The following is an 18,431-nucleotide window of genomic DNA, read 5'->3' as shown; positions in this document are numbered from 1 at the left end:
TCTGGTTTGATCTCGCACGGTTCCACTGGTTTTGGGGGGCGTTGTCCCCGATGACATCAGGAGCGTTGCCATGACGAATCCGCCGCAGGGGCAACAGCCTCCTTTCGGTGAGCAGCCGCCCTTCCCGCAGGGGACACCGCCGCAGGGGGTGCCGCCGCAAGGTCCGCCGCCGGGGTATCCGGATGGGGCGCAAGGGTTTTCGGATCAGGTGCCGAAGAAGAAGCGGACCGGGCTGTTCGTCGCGCTCGGCGTTGTCGCGCTGGTGGTGATCGGCGTCTTGGTCACGGGCGTGGTGCTCACGATGCAGGGGCGTACGCCGTTGTCGTCGGATGAGAAGCAGATCGATGTCGCGGTGCGCGATTTCTACGACACCCTCGATTCGGACGGTTTCATCGCCGCCGCGCAGCTGGCCTGCCAGGCCGATCGCACCGAGATCGACAATCTCACCGCCGAGCAGCGCGAGCAGTTCGACAAGGCCACGGTGCAGGTGAGCATCGACGAGGTGAAGGACATCGTGATCACCGGCGACGATGCCAAGGCGACAGTGGTCGGCCAGCTGACGCTGTCGGTGCAGGGCGAACAGCCCGCTACCGAGTCCAGCACCGAGGAACATCTGGCCAAGGAAGACGGCACCTGGAAGATCTGCTCGGCGCCGGCCAACAAGCACTGACCGGTTGCGATCACGCTGATCGCAACCCTGTCCGCGACTGTGCGAACTCGGCATTATCAATGGCGAGGCGGGCGTGGCTGAGAGGTTGAGGCACCGGTCTGCAAAGCCGGTTACGCGGGTTCAATTCCCGCCGCTCGCTCTGTGGGGAAAGCGGCTGGGTCGTGGAATGATCGTTTTCATGTCACGGCCCAGACCGCTTTCCCAGGACCCCATCGCCGAGGCCTACCGTCAGTGGGTGGGGCACGGGTGGGAGTCGGTGGCCGACGGGATGGCGTTGGTGACGTCGCTGGTGCGTGCGCAGCAGATCGTGATGGCGCGGGTCGACGAGGCGCTCAAACCGTCGGGGCTCACGTTCTCCCGGTACGAACTGTTGCAGTTGCTCAGTTTCAGCCGGACCGGCGCGCTGCCGATGGCCAAGGCGAGCGCGCGGCTGCAGGTGCATCCCACGAGCGTGACCAATACCGTCGATCGACTCGAGGCCGCCGGTCTGGTGGCTCGCGTCCCGCATCCCAGTGACCGACGGGCAACGCTGATCGAAATCACCAGCGCGGGAAGGAAATCCGTTGCCGAGGCGACGGAGGCGTTGAACACCGAGGTGTTCGCCGAGCCCGGCCTACCGCCGGACCAGGGCCGCGACCTGGTCGCCCTGCTGGCCCAGTTCCGACACGACGCCGGTGACTTCGAGGCCGACGACCCGGAAAACCTCGCATTCCACGCGACCTGGCAACCGACCGGGGAATCTTCGACCGAATCTCTTGGCAGGTAGCCGAAAAAGGTCCACGATGAAGCGATGGTGCTGATTCTGGGGGTGTCGGCGGGCGCAGGCGGTGCCCGAGCGGTGCTGACCCATTCCGATCAGCCGCACATGCCGCCCATCGACCGGATTCGGGTACCGCGCCGGGCGGGCGGCTCGGTGGAGGAATCGGTAATTCTCGCGATCGAGCGAATGCGCGCGGCGGCGGCGCAACGCGACGAGTACATCTCCGGCACCGCCGTCACCTGCCGCAGCGAACTGCAGGCCGACGCGATCCGGGCGGCCGCAGGTCAGGCCGATTTCGCGATCGTCGACGAACCACTGGCCCAGCTGCGCTACCTGCGCTTCACCGGCATGTTGCCCGCCACCGATTCGGTCCTGCTCTACGACCTCGGTTGCTCGGGTTTGACTGTCACACACGCGGATTGCCGCACCGACACCATCCTCGCGAGCAGGCGCAGCACCGCACTGAGCGGCAACGGCTACGACGCGCTCCTGCGCTGGCAGCTCGCCCGCGGCGGCATCTCCACCGACGCGCACACCAGCCGAGAACATCGAGAGTCGTTGAGCCGCACCGCCGTTGTCACCGCGTCCGACGCCGACACCGGCGGACGCGCGGTACTGACCCGCAGCGACCTGGCCGAGTTATGCGAAGCGGGACTGCATGATTCGGCGGAATTCGTGCGGCAGATCATCGCGGAAACCGGCGTGCAGCCCGGCGCGCTGGCGCTGCTGGGCGGCTGCACCCGCAACCCGAGCCTGCGAGCCGATCTCGCCCGGCTGATCGGTCTACCGATCGTGTATGACCCTGAGCCGGAATATGTTTCGGCACGCGGCGCGGTGTTGCTGTGCGAACGCAAACCTTCGGCACGGTTGCGAATGCCGCGTCGTCGCGCGGGAGCAACACCTGTCGCGCCGCGCATCGGCCAGCGAAGACTGCTCATCGCGGTCGCGATCACAGCCACCCTGGGCGGCACGATCGCCGGCCTGCTCAGCAACGACTCGGCGCGGCCTCCCGAACCGGGGACCGCGCCGAGTACCGCGCATTTCATCGATGGTGCGCCGCGCTGGAAACCCAACTAGCGCAAGCGAATCAGCGGTTGGTGAAGTTCGGCGGACGCTTCTCCATGAACGCGGCCATGCCTTCCTTCTGATCCTCGGTGGCGAACAGCGAGTGGAACACCCGGCGTTCGAACAGCAGACCCTCGGCCAGCGTGGATTCGAACGAGCGGTTCACCGCTTCCTTGGCGATCATCGCCGCGGGCAGCGACATCGACGCGATGGTCTGCGCCGCCTCGAGCGCGGTGTCCAGCAGTTCGGCGGCGGGCACGACCCGCGACACCAGCCCGGAACGTTCGGCTTCCTCGGCACCCATCATGCGGCCGGTCAGGATCAGGTCCATGGCCTTGGCCTTGCCGATCGCGCGGGTCAGGCGCTGCGAGCCGCCGATGCCGGGGATCACGCCGAGGGTGATCTCGGGCTGCCCGAACTTGGCGGTGTCGGCGGCGATCAGGATGTCGCACAGCATCGCCAGCTCACAGCCGCCACCCAGCGCGTAGCCGGACACGGCGGCGATGGTGGGCTTGCGGAAGTTGGCCAGGCGGTCCCAGCGGGCGAAGAAGTCGGCCAGGAACATGTCCATGTACGACTTGGGCGCCATCTCCTTGATGTCGGCGCCCGCGGCGAAGGCCTTCTCCGAGCCGGTGATCACCACGGCGCCGATGGAATCGTCGCGGTCGAGTTCGTCGAGCGCGGCGATGACGTCGTCGAGGACCTGGGCGTTGAGGGCGTTGAGCGCCTTCGGCCGGTTCAGGGTGATCCAGCCGACCCCACCTTTACCGTCGGTGCCACCCTTGCGCTCCAGCAGAATCGTCTCGAATTCGGTCACGGCCACCCTCTTGTCGATCAACGGTTAACGGTTGCTGCAGAGCTTATTGGCGTGCGCGTGGCCGCGGCCCCGAGGGTCCACCGACCCGGTCACCTCATGTGGTCGCGGGTGGCGGCTGCGAGTGCTGGCGGCTGATTTCGGGCTGGTCGCGGGTGGCGGCTGGTAGGGCTGCAACGGCCGATTGGGGGGCGGATCGTGGGTCTCAGGCGGGCAAACCCAGTTCGTGCTCGCCGAGCGGGGCGAAGTAGGCCTCGACCTGCGCATCGGTGACGTCGGCGAGCGTCGCGGGCGACCAACGTGGGGTGCGGTCCTTGTCGATCACCTGCGCGCGAATCCCCTCGGCCAGATCGTGCGTGCTCAGCGCGGCCACGGTGATCCGGAATTCGACGTTCAGCGCCCCGGCCAGGGTGTGCTCGCGGGCGTTGCGCAGCGCGCGCAGGGTCGCTTTCAGCGCGATCGGCGACTTGGACAGCAGGTCCTCGCACGCCTTGGTCGCTTCCGGAGAGTCGGCGGCGCGCAGGGCTTCCACGATCTGTTCGACGGTGTCGGCGGCGTAGCAGGTATCGATCCAGTCGCGTTGTGCGTTCAGCTCGGATTCCGGTGCGGCAGTGGCGAATCGGGCGATGGCCTCGTCGGCAGAGGAGGTGCGCAGCGCGTCGAGCAGGGCGGGCAGATCGTCGGACGGCACGAACGTATCGGCGAACCCCGCCACGATCGCATCGCCCGCACCCATCCGCGCGGTGGTCAACGCCACGTGCGTGCCCAGCTCGCCGGGCGTGTGCGACAGCAGGTAGGTGCCGCCGACATCGGGCACGAAGCCGATGCCCGCCTCGGGCATCCCGATCTGCGACCGCTCGGTGACGATCCGATGGCTGCCGTGCGCGGACACCCCGACCCCGCCGCCCATCACGATCCCGTCCATCACCGCCACATACGGCTTGGGATAACTGCCGATCAGGTCGTTGAGCAGGTATTCGTCGCGCCAGAACGCGGCCGCCGCGGTGTCCAGCGGCGCGGGCGCGTCGGGGCCGCCGTCGTTGATCGCCTTCGCGTCGCGGTGGATGGCCACGATGTCGCCGCCCGCGCACAGCCCACGCTCGCCCGCGCCGACGACCGCGACGGTCCGAATGGCCGGGTCGAGGGCCCACGCGCGCAGTTTCTCGGTGATGGCCAGGCTCATCGAGTGGTTGAGCGCGTTGATCGCGCGCGGCCGGTTCAACGTGATCAGACCCAGCGCGTCGCGCACCTCGAACAGCACTTCCGCTTCACTCATGCCCGTCACGATAAAGTTGGATGTCCGAGTATCTGAAACTGTGGCACGCCGGATGTGACGCATTCCACGGCGCGCGATGTGCGGCACAATCAGGTCATGGGCAGCGACCACTTCGTGCGCATCACGCGCCTACGCGCACTGATCGACCATGAGAACACCGGCGCGGGCGAACGCGCCACCGCCGAGCGGATGCTGCAACGGTTGCTGCGAAAAACCATGGACCACAACCCTTCTCACGCTGCCGCGGACCGCGTCTACGGGTCGCGCCACCACCGCGCGGGCAGGCACGCGACCACCGCGTCGATCGTGGAATTCGTGCGCGAGGACATCGCGTTCGCGCGCACCTTCGCCCCGGCGGGCGCCCCCGGCGAGGTGACGATCCACAGCCCGCTGGCCGCCGCCCCCGCCGAGCTCGCGGTGGCGGTCACCACCCCGTTCGCCGACCAGATCGTGGTCACGATCACCGAGATCCCGCCCAGTTGGGGCTGGGAGTCCGACGAGTTCGACCGCATCACCGCCACCAGGGACCTGCGCCGACTCGCCGACGAGCTCGCCGACATCATCGACAGTTACAACCACGACGGCGCGGACGTGGGCCCGAGGTTCTTCCGCACGATCCGCGCGCAGGAAACCACGCTCATCCGCTGAACCCGCACCGAGGGGCCCGTTTCGCAGCAGAGTGACGCCGTTCACACTAGAATTAGTTTGATGTCCTAGTATCGGGCTATCTACTAAATGGCGGAGGCAGTCGTGAGCCTGCATGTTCCTGCGAATCCCGTGCGGTTCGTGACCTCGGCGGCCCTGTTCGACGGGCACGACGCGGCGATCAACATCATGCGAAGGATCCTGCAGGCGCAGGGTGCGGAGGTGATCCATCTCGGGCACAACCGGTCGGTGCGCGAGATCGTCGACGCGGTGATCGAGGAGGACGTGCAGGGGGTGGCGGTCAGCTCGTATCAGGGCGGGCACCTGGAGTTCTTCGAATATCTGGCGCAGTCGTTGCGCGAGGCGGGCGCGGGTGACGTGCGGATCTTCGGCGGGGGCGGTGGGGTGATCGTCGCCGAGGAGATCGAGCGCCTGGCGGCGAGCGGGGTGCGGATCTTCTCGCCCGAGGACGGTCAGCGCCTCGGCCTGCCCGGAATGATCAACGAGCTGATCCAGCTGTGCGATGTCGACCCCACCCGCAACGCCCCCGATCTCGACGCCCTCTACACCGGCGATCGAAATGCGTTGGCGCGCACCATCACCTGCCTGCAGCAGGGCGCACTGCCCGAAGCAGACCGTTCCGCGATCCTGGCGGCGGCGAACAAGCGGCAGGTGCCGGTACTGGGCATCACCGGCACAGGTGGCTCCGGAAAGTCTTCTCTCACTGACGAATTGGTGCGCAGGCTGCGTACCGACCAGCAGGACAAGCTGCGCATCGCCGTCCTCGCGGTGGACCCGACCCGCCGACGCGCGGGCGGCGCACTGCTCGGCGACCGCATTCGAATGAACGCACTGGACGGCGACCACGTCTACTTCCGATCGCTGGCCACGCGCGGCAATCACGAACTGCCCGACGACATCGACACCATGATCGCCGCTTGCCAGGCCGCGGGCTTCGACCTGGCGATTCTCGAGACGCCCGGCATCGGCCAGGGTGACGCGGGCATCGTCGACCACGTCGATGTGGCGCTGTATGTGATGACGCCGGAGTTCGGCGCCGCCTCGCAGCTCGAGAAGATCGACATGCTCGATTACGCCGATGTGGTCGCGATCAACAAGTACGAGCGCCGTGGTGCGGCCGATGCGGCGCGCGATGTTGCCCGCCAATTGATCCGCAACCGTGCGGAATTCGGTGCCAGTCCCGCTGATATGCCCGTGTTCGGTACCAGCGCAGCCACTTTCGACGACGACGGCGTCACTGCGCTGTACCAGCACCTGACCGGCCTGCTCACCGAGCACGGTCTGACCTTGGAGCCGGGCGTGCTGCCGCGAGTGGATACGAAGGTCTCCACCCGGTTCGCCCAACTCGTGCCGCCCGCCAGGGTTCGCTACCTGGCCGATATCGCCGACACGGTTCGCGGCTATCACGCGGACACGGCACGCCAAGTCGCTGCGGCCCAACGCATTCAGAGACTGACCCTGGTGCACGAAGAGCTACCGGACGACACCGCCGTCGCCGACCTGCTCACCCAGGCGCGCCCCACCCTGTCCCCGGCTTCGACCGCGGCACTGGCCGAATGGCCCACCGTCGCCGAAAGTTACCGCGGCGACGAACAGGTGGTCCGGATCCGCGACCGCGAACTACGCACGGTCCTCCGCCGCGAATCCCTGTCCGGCACAAGCATTCCCCGCGTGGCCCTCCCCCGCTACACCGACGACGGCGAACTCCTGCGCTTCCTGCGCGCGGAGAACCTGCCCGGCCGATTCCCGTTCACCGCAGGCGTTTTCCCCTTCAAACGCGAGAACGAGGACCCGGCCCGCATGTTCGCCGGCGAGGGCGACCCGGCCCGCACCAACCGCCGCTTCAAAGTCCTGTCCGCCCATGCCGAAGCCACCCGCCTGTCCACCGCCTTCGACTCCGTGACCCTCTACGGCCACGATCCAGCACCACGACCCGACATCTACGGCAAGGTCGGCACCTCGGGCGTGTCGGTGGCCACCATCGACGACATGCGCACCCTGTTCGACGGTTTCGACCTCGGCGCCCCGACCACCTCGGTCTCCATGACCATCAACGGCCCGGCACCTACCATTCTCGCGTTCTTCCTCAACACCGCGATCGACCAAGCACTGCAACGTTTCTCGGATTCCGAAGGCCGTGCCGCGACACCCGAGGAGGCCGCCGGGATCCGCGCGCACACCCTGTCGACCGTGCGTGGCACCGTCCAGGCCGACATTCTCAAGGAGGATCAGGGCCAGAACACCTGTCTGTTCTCCACCGAGTTCAGTCTGCGGATGATGGCCGATGTGCAGGAATGGTTCGTGCGCAACGATGTCCGCAATTTCTATTCGGTCTCGATTTCGGGATATCACATCGCCGAAGCGGGTGCGAACCCGATCAGTCAGCTCGCGTTCACACTGTCCAATGGCTTCACCTATGTGGAAACCTATCTCGCGCGCGGTCTGGCGATCGACGATTTCGCCCCCAACCTGTCGTTCTTCTTCTCCAATGGGATGGATCCCGAATACACGGTGATCGGCCGGGTGGCTCGACGGATCTGGGCGATCGCGATGCGCGACCGCTATGGTGCGGGCGAACGGGCCCAGAAACTCAAGTACCACGTGCAGACCTCGGGCCGTTCGCTGCACGCCCAGGAAATGCAGTTCAACGACATTCGCACCACCCTGCAGGCGCTGATCGCGGTCTACGACAATTGCAACAGCCTGCACACCAACGCTTTCGACGAAGCGGTGACCACCCCGACCGAGGATTCGGTGCGTCGCGCGCTGGCGATTCAGTTGATCATCGCCAAGGAATGGGGTCTGGCGGTGAACGAGAATCCGCTGCAGGGCAGTTTCATCATCGACGAACTGACCGATCTGGTCGAAGAGGCGGTGCTGCTGGAATTCGAGCGGATCAGCGAACGCGGCGGGGTGCTTGGCGCGATGGAGACCGGCTATCAGCGTGGTCGCATCCAGGACGAGTCCATGCGCTATGAGCAGCGCAAACACGACGGCTCGCTGCCGATCGTGGGCGTGAACACCTTCCGTGGCCGCGAGGACGCCACCGAGCACGCCCCGCTGGAATTGGCCCGCGGCACCGAAACCGAACGCCGCTCGCAACTGGATCGCCTGCACAGTTTCCAGACCGAGCACGCCGAACAATCGCACGCAGCACTGGCCCGCCTGACCGAGGTCGCCCATACCGACGGCAATATCTTCGATGTGCTCATGGACGCGGCACGGGTGTGCACCTTGCAGCAGGTCACCGATGCGTTCTTCGCGGTGGGCGGGCAATATCGGCGCACGGTGTGAGCGGCGTAATCCGACCGTCGATGCTGTGCGCGTGTGACAATCGCCGGGAGTAATGCCAGCGGCGGCGACGGGACGCACAGCATGGATCTGACCGATTTCGACATCATCGACGCCCATATGCACCAGTGGGACCCGCACGGCACGAGTTCAGCAAGCTGGCGCGCCTGATGCGCTATCTGCCTTTACCGGTGGATATCGCGTCGAAGCTGGCCCCGCGCGCGGACCGTGAATTCGTCGGCGATCCGACCGCCTATCTGCACCCCTATCTGCCGGCGGATTACCGCACGGACCGCGGCGGTTCGCCGGTGGAATCGGTGGTGCACATCGAGGTGCAATGGGCAGGCTGGCAGCCCGACGAGACGCGGTGGGTGGCGAGCCTGCCGTTCGGTGTGGACACCCCCGCGCTGGCCGGGATCGTCGGCTCAGCCGACCCGTCCGCTGCCGACTTCGGGGCGGTATTGGATGCGCATCAGTCCGCGTCGCCGCTGTTGCACGGCATCAGGAGCATGGTCGCGCACCATCCCGACCGGGGCGTGAAGTCGTTCGCCGCCCATGACGGCGTGCTCACCTCGCCTGCTTTCCTGAACGGTTTCGGGCAGCTCGCGCAGCGGGGACTCTCGTACGACGCGTGGGTGTATTCGGGCCAGCTGCCCGAGGTGACCGCGCTTGCCGAGCGGTTCCCCGAGGTGCCGATCGTGCTCGACCATCTCGGGACCCCGGCCGGGATCTTCGGCCCGGTCGGCAAGGACACTGGACACACCGCCAGGCAGCGCGAGGTGTTGTTCCATCGGTGGCGCGACGATCTCACCGATCTGGCCGCGCAACCGAACGTGGTGGCCAAGGTCAGCGGGCTGATGATGCCGGTGCTGGGCCATCCGGTGCCGCCGCGCGGCATGGTGACGCCGGTGCCCGAACTGATCTCGCGGGTGGGTCCGCTGCTGGCGCACGCGCTGGCGGTGTTCGGCGCCGACCGGCTGATCTGGGGATCCAACTTTCCGATCGACAAGCCGATCACCAGCCTGGGCGGAGCGGTGGAGGCCGTGGCGACCGGGTTGAGTGACGCAGGCGCCGATCGCGACGATCTGCGGAAGGTGTTCGGCGGCAACGCGGCCCGCGTCTATCGGATCGAGGCCGCGGACTGAGTGGGTCGCCGGTTTTTGTCGGTGGGCGGGTTTAGCATCGGCGCATGAAAGCAATCGGCACATTCGAAGTCACCGCGTTCGATCCCACCGATCTGACGCCGCAGCCGCCCATCGTCACCGGGATGCCGGTGGGCGTCTCGACCATGACCAAGTCCTTCGCGGGCGAGATCGAGGGGGTGTCGGCCACCCTGTTCACCGCCGCGTTCGATATGAGTACCGGGGCGGGCACCTATTTCGCGATGGAGTCGTTCGAGGGGGCGCTCAACGGGAAGTCGGGCGCGTTCAACTTCGTCCACTCGGCCACCACCGGGGGCACTGATCGCACGGCCGAGTTCTTCCATATCGTGCCGGGTAGTGGTACCGGCGAACTGGCCGGGCTCACCGGCACCGGCGCGCTGAACGTGGATCCGGAAGGGGTGCACCATATTTGGTTCGAATACGAACTGGGCTGAGCCGGGTCAACTGTCGAATTCGGTGTACAGCGAGCGCAATTCGCGTAGACCGGTTGCCGCGGTCTGCTCGTCTTCGGCGGACATCCGTAGCGCACGGCGGAGCGGGATCGGGTCGAGATCCTCGATGACGGCATGGAATTCGATGCGCGGCAGGTCGGGCAGGACGAGTTCGTCGCCGTAGGGGTCATCGGAATCGGTGGTGTGCGCGGACTTCTCGACGCCGCCGATGAGCGTGTCCAGGTCGAGTCCGCGCAGGGTGAGGATATCGCTGGGCTGTTCGTCGAGGCGTTCGGCGAGCAGGTAGCAGACCGCGGCGACGTGCTTGCACGGCCAGCCCATGTCCGGGCAACTGCAGGTGAAGTCCAGTTCCGAGGCGGTGGTCGGCAGCAGGTGCGGGCCCAGCGCCGGAGGTAGTGCGCCGGAGGCGATTTCGGCGAGCATGCCGGGCGCTTCGCGGATCTGGGCGAGCAGCAGTTCGATCTCGTCGTCGCGCAGGGGCCGGATCGCCAGCACCGAGGTGAACGGGCTGGGTTGACTGCCCTGCACCTCCGCGGTCACCGCGCCGCGTTCGATCCGGTAGTTCACCACCTGCCCGGCCCTGGCATAGGTGCGCCCGCGCGAAAGTCTGCCCGCGTCGGCCACCTGCTCCACCGAGTCCAGCAGCGCCTTGCCCCACCAGGTCCGACCGAATCCGCCGCGCGCCTGCGCACCGCCGCGCACCGGCTTGCGCGGACCGAACTGGCTGAAATCGGCCATCAGTCGCCCACCGCCTCCGCGCCCAGGGTGAACAACTCGCGCAGTTCGTCGGTGCTCAGCTCGGTGATCCAGTTCTCCCCCGCGCCCACGGCCAGATCCGCCAACGCCTTTTTGCCGTTGATCATTTCGTCGATCCGCTCCTCGATGGTGTCCACGCACACCAGCTTGCGGACCTGCACCGCGCGCTGCTGACCGATGCGGAACGCGCGGTCGGTGGCCTGGTTCTCCACGGCGGGATTCCACCAGCGGTCCAGGTGGATCACGTGATTGGCGGCGGTGAGGTTGAGGCCGGTGCCGCCCGCTTTGAGCGACAGCAGCATCAGCGGCGGGCCGTTGTCGCCCTGGAAACCGGTGACCATGTCGTCGCGGCGCTGCTTGCTGACCCCGCCGTGCAGGAAGGGGATCGGGGTGCCGAAACGTTCGGTGAGATACGGCAGGATCAGGTCGCCGAATTCGCGGAACTGGGTGAACAGCAAGGCTTTCTCGCCGTCGGCGACGACCGAATCGAGCACGTCCTCGACCAGGGCGAGTTTGCCGGAGCGGTGACCGCCGCGGCGCAGGATCGGCGAACCGTCGCCGAGGTAGTGGGCGGGGTGATTGCAGACCTGTTTGAGCCGGGTCAGCGCGCCGAGCACCGCGCCCTTGCGGGCCATGCCTTTCGCGTCTTTGAGTTTCTCGAGCATGTCGTCCACGACAGCCTGGTACAGCGCTGCCTGTTCGACGGTGAGGTTGGCCCGCACCGTCATCTCCAGTTTTTCGGGCAGGTCGCTGATGACGGTCGGATCGGTTTTGAGCCTGCGCAGCACGAACGGGTCGGTGATCAGGCGCAGTCGGTCGATCGCTTGCTGGTCGCGTTCGCGTTCGATCGGCACCGCGAACTTGGCGCGGAACGATTGCGGGCTGCCGAGCAGTTTGGGCATGGCGAAGTCGAACAGGGCGCGCAGTTCTTCCAGGCGGTTCTCCACCGGAGTTCCGGTGAGCGCCAACCGATGTCGGGCCTTCAGCGCCCTGGCCGCGCGGGCCTGTCGGGTCACCGCGTTCTTGATGTGTTGGGCTTCGTCGAGGACGATGCGTTCCCACAGTTGCTCGTTCAGCAGGGTGATGTCGCGGGCGAGCAACGCGTAGGTGGTGATCACCAGATCCGAATCCGCCACCGCGGCAGCGAATTCCGCGCCGGTGAGGCGGTTCGGTCCGTGATGGACGAGTACGCGCAGGTCGGGGGCGAAGCGTTGGGTTTCGCGCTGCCAGTTACCGACCACCGACATCGGGCAGACGAGCAGGGTGGGACCGACACGGGAGTCGGCCACCGATTCAGTGTCGGCGACCGCCTCCCCGCTGGATGCTGTCAGCAGCGCCTCACTCGTCGGCGGCGCCGCTTCACGCTCGTGCACGAGCAGCGCCAGCACCTGAACAGTCTTTCCCAGGCCCATATCGTCGGCCAGGATCGCGCCGCAGTTCAGCCTGCTCATCGTGGCCAACCAGCTCAGACCGCGTTCCTGATACGGCCGCAACTGGGCTTTCAGCCCGACCGGCACCGGGACCGGCTCTGCTTCGATGTCCCTGGCGAACAGTTCGGCCGCCCACCCGTCGGCCGTGACCTCGGTGACCGGCACATTGTCGACCCGCTCGGCGGCGAGTTCACCGATCATGTCGGCCAGGGTGATCGGACTGTCGTCGGCGTGCTGGGCGACGTAGCGGGCAGCCGCGGCCAGCGCGCGATGGTCGGCCTGCACCCACTCACCGCGCAACTGCACCAGATCGGACTTGCTGCTGATCAGCCGTTCCATCTCGGCCTGCGTGAGCACCAGGTCACCCAGCGCCAATTCCCAACGGTAGGACAGCAATCCACTCAAACCGACGGTGGACTCCGCGGCGGCCGGGCTGCTCACCCGCAACCGCATACTCGGCTCGGCGATATTCCACGCACGCGGCAGCAACAGGCGAATTCCCGCCTCCTGCAACGCATGTGCGCCATGCGCGACCAGGTCGGCCACCACTTCGGTGGGCAGTAGCAGGTCGAGACCGCGCGGGTCGGTGGGCAGGTCACGCAGTCGCGGATAAGCTTTTCGCGCCTGGCCCAGCTTTTCCGCCGCCGTGCGCACCAGGACCGGATCATCGTCGAACGCAACGGGTTTGGGTGCGTCGTCGACGGGGCGCAAGCACACCTGCAACCGCCACAGCGCCACCGATTCGTCGACGGCGCCGAACTCGCCGTCGGGTTCGCACAGGCGCAGCACGAGTTCTGGCTCGTCGGCGGCATAGCCTTCGCGCCACTGCGTCAACGTTTCCGACAGCCGGTAGGAGCCCTCGTCGAGCGGGGTGTCACCGACCAGCGCGGACAGCAGCGGGTGGGTCAGGGTGCGGTGCGCGAGGTATTCGCGCGCGATCGGGTCGGTGAGATGGGTGCACAGGTCCTCGAGCACGGCGGCGGGCGAACCCGCGACTCGTAGCGCGGGCGGCATCGCGGTGGCCAGTTCGGCCAGCCACGCCCGCTGACGTTGCCCGCCCACAAGCCGCCAGCGCACCCACCACTGCCCGTCGGCCCGCTCGATCTGCGGCACCACCCGCCCCGCGCGCACCCACCGTTCGATCCCCCGCGCGACGTGCGCCAGGAACCGCAGATCGCCGGAGATGTGGTCGCGCGGGAGCCGACTGCGCAGCACAACGGCCGCCGTCGGTGGCGCGAGCGCGTGCGCGCGAACCTCGGCGGTGCCGGACTGCCCCGCGGCATCGACAACCAGCACCTGGGCGCGGTGCCGGAACCTGGCGCGATCCAAGATGTCGCCCAGCGCCGACCCCACCGCGACCGGGTCCCCGTCATGCCACAGCAGCAGGCCCGATTCGGGGGACCACAGACCGTGCAGCATGAACACCATCCAAGCAGGTGCCACCGACAAGTCGCTCAGGCCCCTTGATTGCCCCTAGATTTCTGCGCGCAGCCGGAACATACTTGAATATCCCCTGGTCACGGGCCGGGACACCCACCGGCGACAACTCCATACGGCCGATGACACCCTCGTCTTCGCACGGAGGACAGCATGACGATTCTGCTCCAGGTTCTCGAGCAGAGCTACACACCCACGACCCCGTGGGAGCGACGCAAATTCACCTTCATCGACACCACCAAGGTCCTCGGTATGCGCCTGGACGGCCAAGCCGGCGTGTGGCTGGATTCCGCGCGGCCCGGCGAATCCCAGCGCCTGGCCAACACCATCGATCCCCGAGAATCCATCACCTTCCTGCTCACCGTGTTCGCGAAGATCGCCGAGTGCGAAGACCGCGGCGGGTCCTGGCTGATCGGCCACGACGGCACGCACGTGTCCTCGATCGCCGCCACCCGCTTCCCGCCCCGCACCGCGGACGTGGAGGCCGACGATCTGCTGGCGCGCGCCTGGTTGTAGGGCTGCTCACCGCCCCTACCTTGATCTCCGGCGGAACTTGTCGGTGCCGGCGACTACACCTACGGGTATGGGGAAACTCGCGTTGTTGCTGGTCGCGGTGCTCGCGCTTGCCGGTTGCGGGGTGCTGCGCGCCGACGAGCCGGTGACGCCGGCGCCGGGTAGTCCCACGCGCGTCGAGGTGACCGCGCTGCTCGACAAGGTTCGCGTGGTCGCCTCACGCCCCCGGCCAGGCGGCTACGAACGAGGGTGCAAACCGGGCCAGGGATGCGTGTTCGGGCCTGCTTGGTCCGACGATTCCGACGCCCCAGGCGGTCATGACGGTTGCGACACCCGCAACAACGTCCTGGCGATGCAGCTGCGAGACGTGGTGCATCGCGGGCGCTGCGTGGTCGTCGAGGGAATCCTGGCCGACCCGTACACGGGAACCGAGATCCCCTTCACCAAATCCGACGCGGGCCGCATCCAGATCGACCACGTCTACCCCCTGGCTGCCGCCTGGGACATGGGCGCCGCCACCTGGACGCCCGACAAACGCCGCCGCCTCGCCAACGACCTCTCGGTGAATCTGCTGGCCACCAGCGGCAGCACCAACCAATCCAAAGGCGACGACACCCCCTCCGAATGGTTGCCGCCCGCCCGCCCCAACCACTGCTTCTACGCGGCCAAGTACCTCACCGTCGCCGTCGACTACGACTTACCTATCACGGCCGCCGACAACGCGACCCTGCACGAGATCGCCCGCGGCTGCCCGTGAGTGCCCGCTATGCCCCGGTTGCCACCGCCCGTTTGGGGTCGTTCGACCACTGCGAATACGAACCCGGATAGAGGGCGGCGTCGATGCCTGCGACAGCCAGGGCAGCGATTTGATGGGCGGCGGTGACGCCGGAGCCGCAATACACCGCGACCGGGCCTTCGCCGAATCCCGCGAACCGATCACGCAGTTCTTCGGCGCTGCGGAAATGCCCTGTGCTGTCGAGGTTTTCGGCGGTCGGTGCGCTGACGGCGCCGGGGATGTGTCCGGGACGCGGGTCGATCGGCTCGACCTCGCCGCGGTACCGCTCCCCGGCCCGCGCGTCCAGCAGCACGCCCGACCATTTCGCGGCGGCGTCCGCGTCGATCACCGGCAGGCCACCGGGACGCACCACCAGGTCGCCACCCACCGGGTCCGGTTCGGCGCCGGTCGCGAGTTCGCCACCCTTCGCGATCCAGCTGGGAAGGCCGCCGTCGAGGATGCGGACGTTCTCCACGCCCGCCCACCATCGCAGCTGGTTCGGAGCGGTTGCCGTTCGCAGGCCGGTGACGCGGAGTGGGATAGGACACTATTCACGCGATCACGCATCAATCGGCACTGCATTCACCAACCAGGTACCCGGGGGCCGAGGACATTTCCGCAGGTAGAGCCGGTCCAGCGTGTCCGTGTTCGATCTACCAAAATCTACATCTGCCGACAAATAACAATCCTTATCGGGGCCATTCGTCGGTGGGTAAAAGCTCGGCCGGTGAACGTCACATCAGTCAGTTACAGTCGTGGTGGGTCTTGAGGGGGACACAGGCAAACGGGACACTCGATCGGAGTGGAATATACTCAGGGGGAATTGTGACCGATAACAAAATTGATCTTTCCGCGCTGCCGGTTCCGTTATTCGGGCCAGCGATGGGCATTCAGGGGCTAGCTCTAGTTTTACTTGAGTCTTGGGAAGTTCTTCGCCCGGTTTCGGTCACATTGTCGGCCATCTCGCTGATGATACTTTCGGTCGTTGCATTATTTCAGATAATTCGTTCTTTCGTCTATCCGAGCGAGGTTTCGGGCGATATTCGAAGCCCGGCGACGGTATCGTTCTACGCCCAACCGGCGGTGACGGTCTTGCTTGCCGCCGAGGTTTTCGCGCAGTGGCATACAGCCGGTGTTCTACTGACAGCTCTCGGGGTCGCACTGGCAGTCCCGGCCGCGATCGCGGCGATGATCGCGAACACCGGCAGCGACTTGCCCGGCGCGGTTCCCGTTCAGCTGATTCCGTGGATCGCGGTACTGATGATCCCTATCACTGCTCACACTCATATCGGGGTTGTATGGAGCTGGACGGCCCTCGGGTTCGCTGCAGCCGGGCTCGCTCAGGTCTATTTCAAGACGGCATCGTCGCTGAATCCAGTTGCTGCGCCGCTGATTCCGACAACCACCATCCATCTCGCCGTGCCATCGGTGGTCTGCGTCGACCTCGCCGTTCTGTCCCCGGAGAACCCGCTCGTTGATGTCAGTCTCGGTGCGGCGGTGTTCGTGTTCGTAAGCCGGTTGGTGCGCCTCAGGTCCCTGGCTTCGTGCCCGTTCGGGCTGTCCTGGTGGGCGTTGGCCATGCCGTTCTCGGCACTAGTCCTCGCCGCAGCGGTCGTTGCCGCTCCACAGTCGGGATGGTGGGCGCTTGTCTGGGTCGGCGCCGGGATCAACGTCGTGATTGTCGCCTGGGTTGGCTACCGAACAATTGTCGCGTTGATGACCGCGACTCTAATTCCGACCAGGACCTCTGTACCCAGGCCACCTGAACGTACTCAACCCATTGGCGCGCCGACCGAAATGTCGACCCACCGGTAACCAAAGCCGAACGCGGCACGTCACTCAACTGTTGCGTCCCCGTCAAACGAAATACGATGCCACTCTTGCAGGGGGAATTGTCATGCCTGAAGCACTATTCGTCGTCACAAATGTTGAGCAAGTCCGCGGGTTCCCGAAGGCGACAGGATTCGATATCAGGGAAGCGGCGAGCGTTTGGTCCGAATTGAAAAAGATCGGTTATAACATCTCCTTTGCATCGCTTCTCGGCGGCCCGGCGAATGGTGTTCTCAAAGGCCAGATCACCGACTCTGTCGCGGCGTTCATCCACGGCTTCAGCGAAAACATGGCTGTCCCGACATCGACGGTGAAGTCACGACTGGACCACCACTACGACCTCATCTACTTCGTCGGCGGTCTGGGCTGCATGTGGGACTTCCCGTACAAGGACGACCTGCACCAATTGATCCGCCACGCGCTGATCCGCAAGACCCGCATCGCCGCGATCTGCCATGGACCTGCGGCATTCGTCGGCCTAGCCGACAGCCTGGGCACCGCTTTCACCGCGAACCGGCATGTCACCGGGTTCTCCGACGCCGAGGAGGTCAGCCGCGGCGTGATGGACCTATTGCCCTTCTCGCTGCAGCAAGCACTGACAGAATCCGGCGCCCGCTACAGCGCGGCCCCGGACGGCCACTCCCACGTCGTGGTCGACCGAGGACTGGTTACCGCGCAGAACCCTGCGTCGCTTCCCGAACTCTGCACAACCCTGACCACTCAGCCTGTCATTTTGGAAAGGACCGCACGATGACCACCACCATTACGGCCGACGAACGGGTCGAACCCAGCCACATCACCATCACTGCCAAAGCCGCCGACTTCGCCGCCATTCGCGACCTGGTTACTGACGAGACCCCGATCCAGCACGAATCGGCCAACGACGACCTGTCCCAGGTCGTGGTCAAACCCTGGGGCCACGAATCACGCGTCTACGCCGACCCTGTCTTCGACCTGTGGCACCTGTGTATCCGCAACGGCGCCGAGACCTCGATGCACGCCCACCTGCGCAAAACCACCCAATTGCTATGCCTGGCTGGCACCGCCAAATTCGAGACGTTGTCTGGCTCGTTCGACGTGACCGCTGGGACCGTGATGACCATCGGGCCCGGCGCCTTCCACCGCACCCGGTCGACCTCCTCGGAGCTACACCTCATCGAGGTGGAACATCCCCGCAACAAGTTCGACCTGATCCGCCTCGGCGATCGCTACGACCGGTCCAAGACCACGTACGAGTCATCGGTCACCTCGGCGGGTGAATCGAAACTCAAGCCGGTCCGGCAGGTCCCACACACCCACCTGCGTCGTACCAGCACTGCTGGGATGTTCGAGTTCACGCTGCGCACCGGCATGGACATCTTCTACACCCCGCGTCCAGCTGAGCTGTTCTACGTCCCCACCGGTTACGAGGCCTTCATCAGCGGCCACCCCGTTCTGTCGGCTCAGCCTGGCGTGAAGACCCCGGTTTTCACCGACCAGACCTACTTGGCTATCTCAGCACAGTAGCTAGCCCTGCATTTCACACCTTCGAAA

Annotated in this window: 17 protein-coding genes, 1 tRNA gene and 1 pseudogene; 14 read left to right on the top strand and 5 right to left on the bottom strand. The window is 66.2% G+C overall.

The features are described from left to right. The first annotated feature begins 70 nt into the window (after window positions 1–70). The 4 genes from ACFWU5_RS17420 (at window position 71) to ACFWU5_RS17405 (ending at window position 2,507) form a co-directional block, all read left to right on the top strand. Complete coding sequence (locus tag ACFWU5_RS17420) at window positions 71–670, top strand: hypothetical protein (RefSeq protein WP_379267919.1); 600 nt, start codon at window positions 71–73, stop codon at window positions 668–670. A 67-nt stretch (window positions 671–737) separates the two neighbouring features. Beyond that, window positions 738–809: transfer RNA gene (locus ACFWU5_RS17415), tRNA-Cys, on the top strand. A gap of 39 nt (window positions 810–848) precedes the next feature. Continuing rightward, on the top strand, window positions 849–1,436 hold the full coding sequence (locus ACFWU5_RS17410) for a MarR family winged helix-turn-helix transcriptional regulator (RefSeq protein WP_379267918.1): 588 nt from the start codon (window positions 849–851) through the stop codon (window positions 1,434–1,436). Window positions 1,437–1,460: 24 nt separating this feature from the next. Further along, the gene (locus ACFWU5_RS17405; RefSeq protein ID WP_379267917.1) at window positions 1,461–2,507 is read left to right on the top strand and encodes a hypothetical protein; all 1,047 of its coding nucleotides are present in this window, start codon (window positions 1,461–1,463) and stop codon (window positions 2,505–2,507) included. 10 nt (window positions 2,508–2,517) lie between these two features. Here ACFWU5_RS17405 and ACFWU5_RS17400 read toward each other — a convergent pair whose 3' ends face one another. Both ACFWU5_RS17400 and ACFWU5_RS17395 read right to left on the bottom strand, forming a co-directional pair. Next, a complete protein-coding gene (locus tag ACFWU5_RS17400) occupies window positions 2,518–3,312 on the bottom strand; it encodes an enoyl-CoA hydratase (protein WP_379246520.1) in 795 nt (264 codons plus the stop codon). 202 nt (window positions 3,313–3,514) lie between these two features. Beyond that, window positions 3,515–4,585, bottom strand: coding sequence for an enoyl-CoA hydratase/isomerase family protein (locus ACFWU5_RS17395; protein WP_379267916.1), 1,071 nt, complete (start codon window positions 4,583–4,585; stop codon window positions 3,515–3,517). Window positions 4,586–4,681: 96 nt separating this feature from the next. Here ACFWU5_RS17395 and ACFWU5_RS17390 point away from each other — a divergent pair, with 96 nt between their 5' ends. From ACFWU5_RS17390 to ACFWU5_RS17370, 5 genes are all read left to right on the top strand, one after another. Further along, a complete protein-coding gene (locus ACFWU5_RS17390) occupies window positions 4,682–5,233 on the top strand; it encodes a hypothetical protein (protein ID WP_379246516.1) in 552 nt (183 codons plus the stop codon). Between the two features lie 87 nt (window positions 5,234–5,320). After that, the gene (gene icmF, locus ACFWU5_RS17385; protein WP_379267915.1) at window positions 5,321–8,545 is read left to right on the top strand and encodes a fused isobutyryl-CoA mutase/GTPase IcmF; all 3,225 of its coding nucleotides are present in this window, start codon (window positions 5,321–5,323) and stop codon (window positions 8,543–8,545) included. Between the two features lie 33 nt (window positions 8,546–8,578). Further along, entirely contained in the window at window positions 8,579–8,713 is a 135-nt protein-coding gene (locus ACFWU5_RS17380; RefSeq protein ID WP_379267914.1) for a hypothetical protein, read from the top strand. After that, the gene (locus ACFWU5_RS17375; protein ID WP_379267913.1) at window positions 8,713–9,687 is read left to right on the top strand and encodes an amidohydrolase family protein; all 975 of its coding nucleotides are present in this window, start codon (window positions 8,713–8,715) and stop codon (window positions 9,685–9,687) included. The genes ACFWU5_RS17380 and ACFWU5_RS17375 overlap by 1 nt, the downstream gene beginning before the upstream one ends. Window positions 9,688–9,731: 44 nt before the next feature. Then, window positions 9,732–10,139 (top strand): DUF3224 domain-containing protein, encoded by a 408-nt coding sequence (locus ACFWU5_RS17370; RefSeq protein WP_379246510.1) that lies wholly within the window; start codon window positions 9,732–9,734, stop codon window positions 10,137–10,139. A 6-nt stretch (window positions 10,140–10,145) separates the two neighbouring features. On the opposite strand, the gene ACFWU5_RS17365 is transcribed toward ACFWU5_RS17370, so the two are convergent. Both ACFWU5_RS17365 and ACFWU5_RS17360 read right to left on the bottom strand, forming a co-directional pair. Next, the gene (locus ACFWU5_RS17365) at window positions 10,146–10,895 is read right to left on the bottom strand and encodes an SWIM zinc finger family protein (protein WP_379246508.1); all 750 of its coding nucleotides are present in this window, start codon (window positions 10,893–10,895) and stop codon (window positions 10,146–10,148) included. Then, a complete protein-coding gene (locus ACFWU5_RS17360; RefSeq protein ID WP_379267935.1) occupies window positions 10,895–13,762 on the bottom strand; it encodes a DEAD/DEAH box helicase in 2,868 nt (955 codons plus the stop codon). The genes ACFWU5_RS17365 and ACFWU5_RS17360 overlap by 1 nt, the downstream gene beginning before the upstream one ends. A 171-nt stretch (window positions 13,763–13,933) precedes the next feature. On the opposite strand from ACFWU5_RS17360, the gene ACFWU5_RS17355 reads away from it, so the two are divergent. Together ACFWU5_RS17355 and ACFWU5_RS17350 are read left to right on the top strand one after the other, a co-directional pair. Next, window positions 13,934–14,296 (top strand): hypothetical protein, encoded by a 363-nt coding sequence (locus tag ACFWU5_RS17355; RefSeq protein ID WP_379246504.1) that lies wholly within the window; start codon window positions 13,934–13,936, stop codon window positions 14,294–14,296. Window positions 14,297–14,363: 67 nt separating this feature from the next. Further along, entirely contained in the window at window positions 14,364–15,050 is a 687-nt protein-coding gene (locus ACFWU5_RS17350) for an HNH endonuclease family protein (RefSeq protein WP_379246502.1), read from the top strand. Window positions 15,051–15,057: 7 nt separating this feature from the next. Here the strand turns inward: ACFWU5_RS17350 and ACFWU5_RS17345 are convergent. Beyond that, window positions 15,058–15,591 (bottom strand): annotated as a pseudogene (locus ACFWU5_RS17345) (sulfurtransferase); the annotation flags it as partial. Window positions 15,592–15,893: 302 nt separating this feature from the next. Between ACFWU5_RS17345 and ACFWU5_RS17340 the strand changes: the two are divergent. From ACFWU5_RS17340 to ACFWU5_RS17330, 3 genes are all read left to right on the top strand, one after another. Then, window positions 15,894–16,883: a hypothetical protein gene (locus ACFWU5_RS17340; protein WP_379267912.1), complete on the top strand. Its 990-nt coding sequence runs from the start codon at window positions 15,894–15,896 to the stop codon at window positions 16,881–16,883. A gap of 82 nt (window positions 16,884–16,965) precedes the next feature. Next, window positions 16,966–17,652 (top strand): type 1 glutamine amidotransferase domain-containing protein, encoded by a 687-nt coding sequence (locus ACFWU5_RS17335; protein ID WP_379267911.1) that lies wholly within the window; start codon window positions 16,966–16,968, stop codon window positions 17,650–17,652. Further along, the gene (locus tag ACFWU5_RS17330) at window positions 17,649–18,404 is read left to right on the top strand and encodes a cupin domain-containing protein (protein WP_379267910.1); all 756 of its coding nucleotides are present in this window, start codon (window positions 17,649–17,651) and stop codon (window positions 18,402–18,404) included. The genes ACFWU5_RS17335 and ACFWU5_RS17330 overlap by 4 nt, the downstream gene beginning before the upstream one ends. Window positions 18,405–18,431: the final 27 nt, after the last annotated feature.

Origin of the sequence: Nocardia sp. NPDC058640 (genome assembly GCF_042716995.1) — a bacterium.
Lineage (GTDB): Bacteria > Actinomycetota > Actinomycetes > Mycobacteriales > Mycobacteriaceae > Nocardia.
Note: the sequence above shows the minus strand (reverse complement) of the source record. Positions and strands in the feature narration are given on the sequence as shown.

Coding starts and splice junctions, on each gene's coding strand:
- ACFWU5_RS17420 (WP_379267919.1), top strand. CDS start 71: ATGACGAATCCGCCGCAGGGGCAACAGCCTCCTTTCGGTGAGCAGCCG.
- ACFWU5_RS17410 (WP_379267918.1), top strand. CDS start 849: ATGTCACGGCCCAGACCGCTTTCCCAGGACCCCATCGCCGAGGCCTAC.
- ACFWU5_RS17405 (WP_379267917.1), top strand. CDS start 1,461: ATGGTGCTGATTCTGGGGGTGTCGGCGGGCGCAGGCGGTGCCCGAGCG.
- ACFWU5_RS17395 (WP_379267916.1), bottom strand. CDS start 4,585: ATGAGTGAAGCGGAAGTGCTGTTCGAGGTGCGCGACGCGCTGGGTCTG.
- ACFWU5_RS17390 (WP_379246516.1), top strand. CDS start 4,682: ATGGGCAGCGACCACTTCGTGCGCATCACGCGCCTACGCGCACTGATC.
- icmF (WP_379267915.1), top strand. CDS start 5,321: ATGGCGGAGGCAGTCGTGAGCCTGCATGTTCCTGCGAATCCCGTGCGG.
- ACFWU5_RS17375 (WP_379267913.1), top strand. CDS start 8,713: ATGCGCTATCTGCCTTTACCGGTGGATATCGCGTCGAAGCTGGCCCCG.
- ACFWU5_RS17370 (WP_379246510.1), top strand. CDS start 9,732: ATGAAAGCAATCGGCACATTCGAAGTCACCGCGTTCGATCCCACCGAT.
- ACFWU5_RS17365 (WP_379246508.1), bottom strand. CDS start 10,895: ATGGCCGATTTCAGCCAGTTCGGTCCGCGCAAGCCGGTGCGCGGCGGT.
- ACFWU5_RS17360 (WP_379267935.1), bottom strand. CDS start 13,762: ATGCTGCACGGTCTGTGGTCCCCCGAATCGGGCCTGCTGCTGTGGCAT.
- ACFWU5_RS17355 (WP_379246504.1), top strand. CDS start 13,934: ATGACGATTCTGCTCCAGGTTCTCGAGCAGAGCTACACACCCACGACC.
- ACFWU5_RS17350 (WP_379246502.1), top strand. CDS start 14,364: ATGGGGAAACTCGCGTTGTTGCTGGTCGCGGTGCTCGCGCTTGCCGGT.
- ACFWU5_RS17335 (WP_379267911.1), top strand. CDS start 16,966: ATGCCTGAAGCACTATTCGTCGTCACAAATGTTGAGCAAGTCCGCGGG.
- ACFWU5_RS17330 (WP_379267910.1), top strand. CDS start 17,649: ATGACCACCACCATTACGGCCGACGAACGGGTCGAACCCAGCCACATC.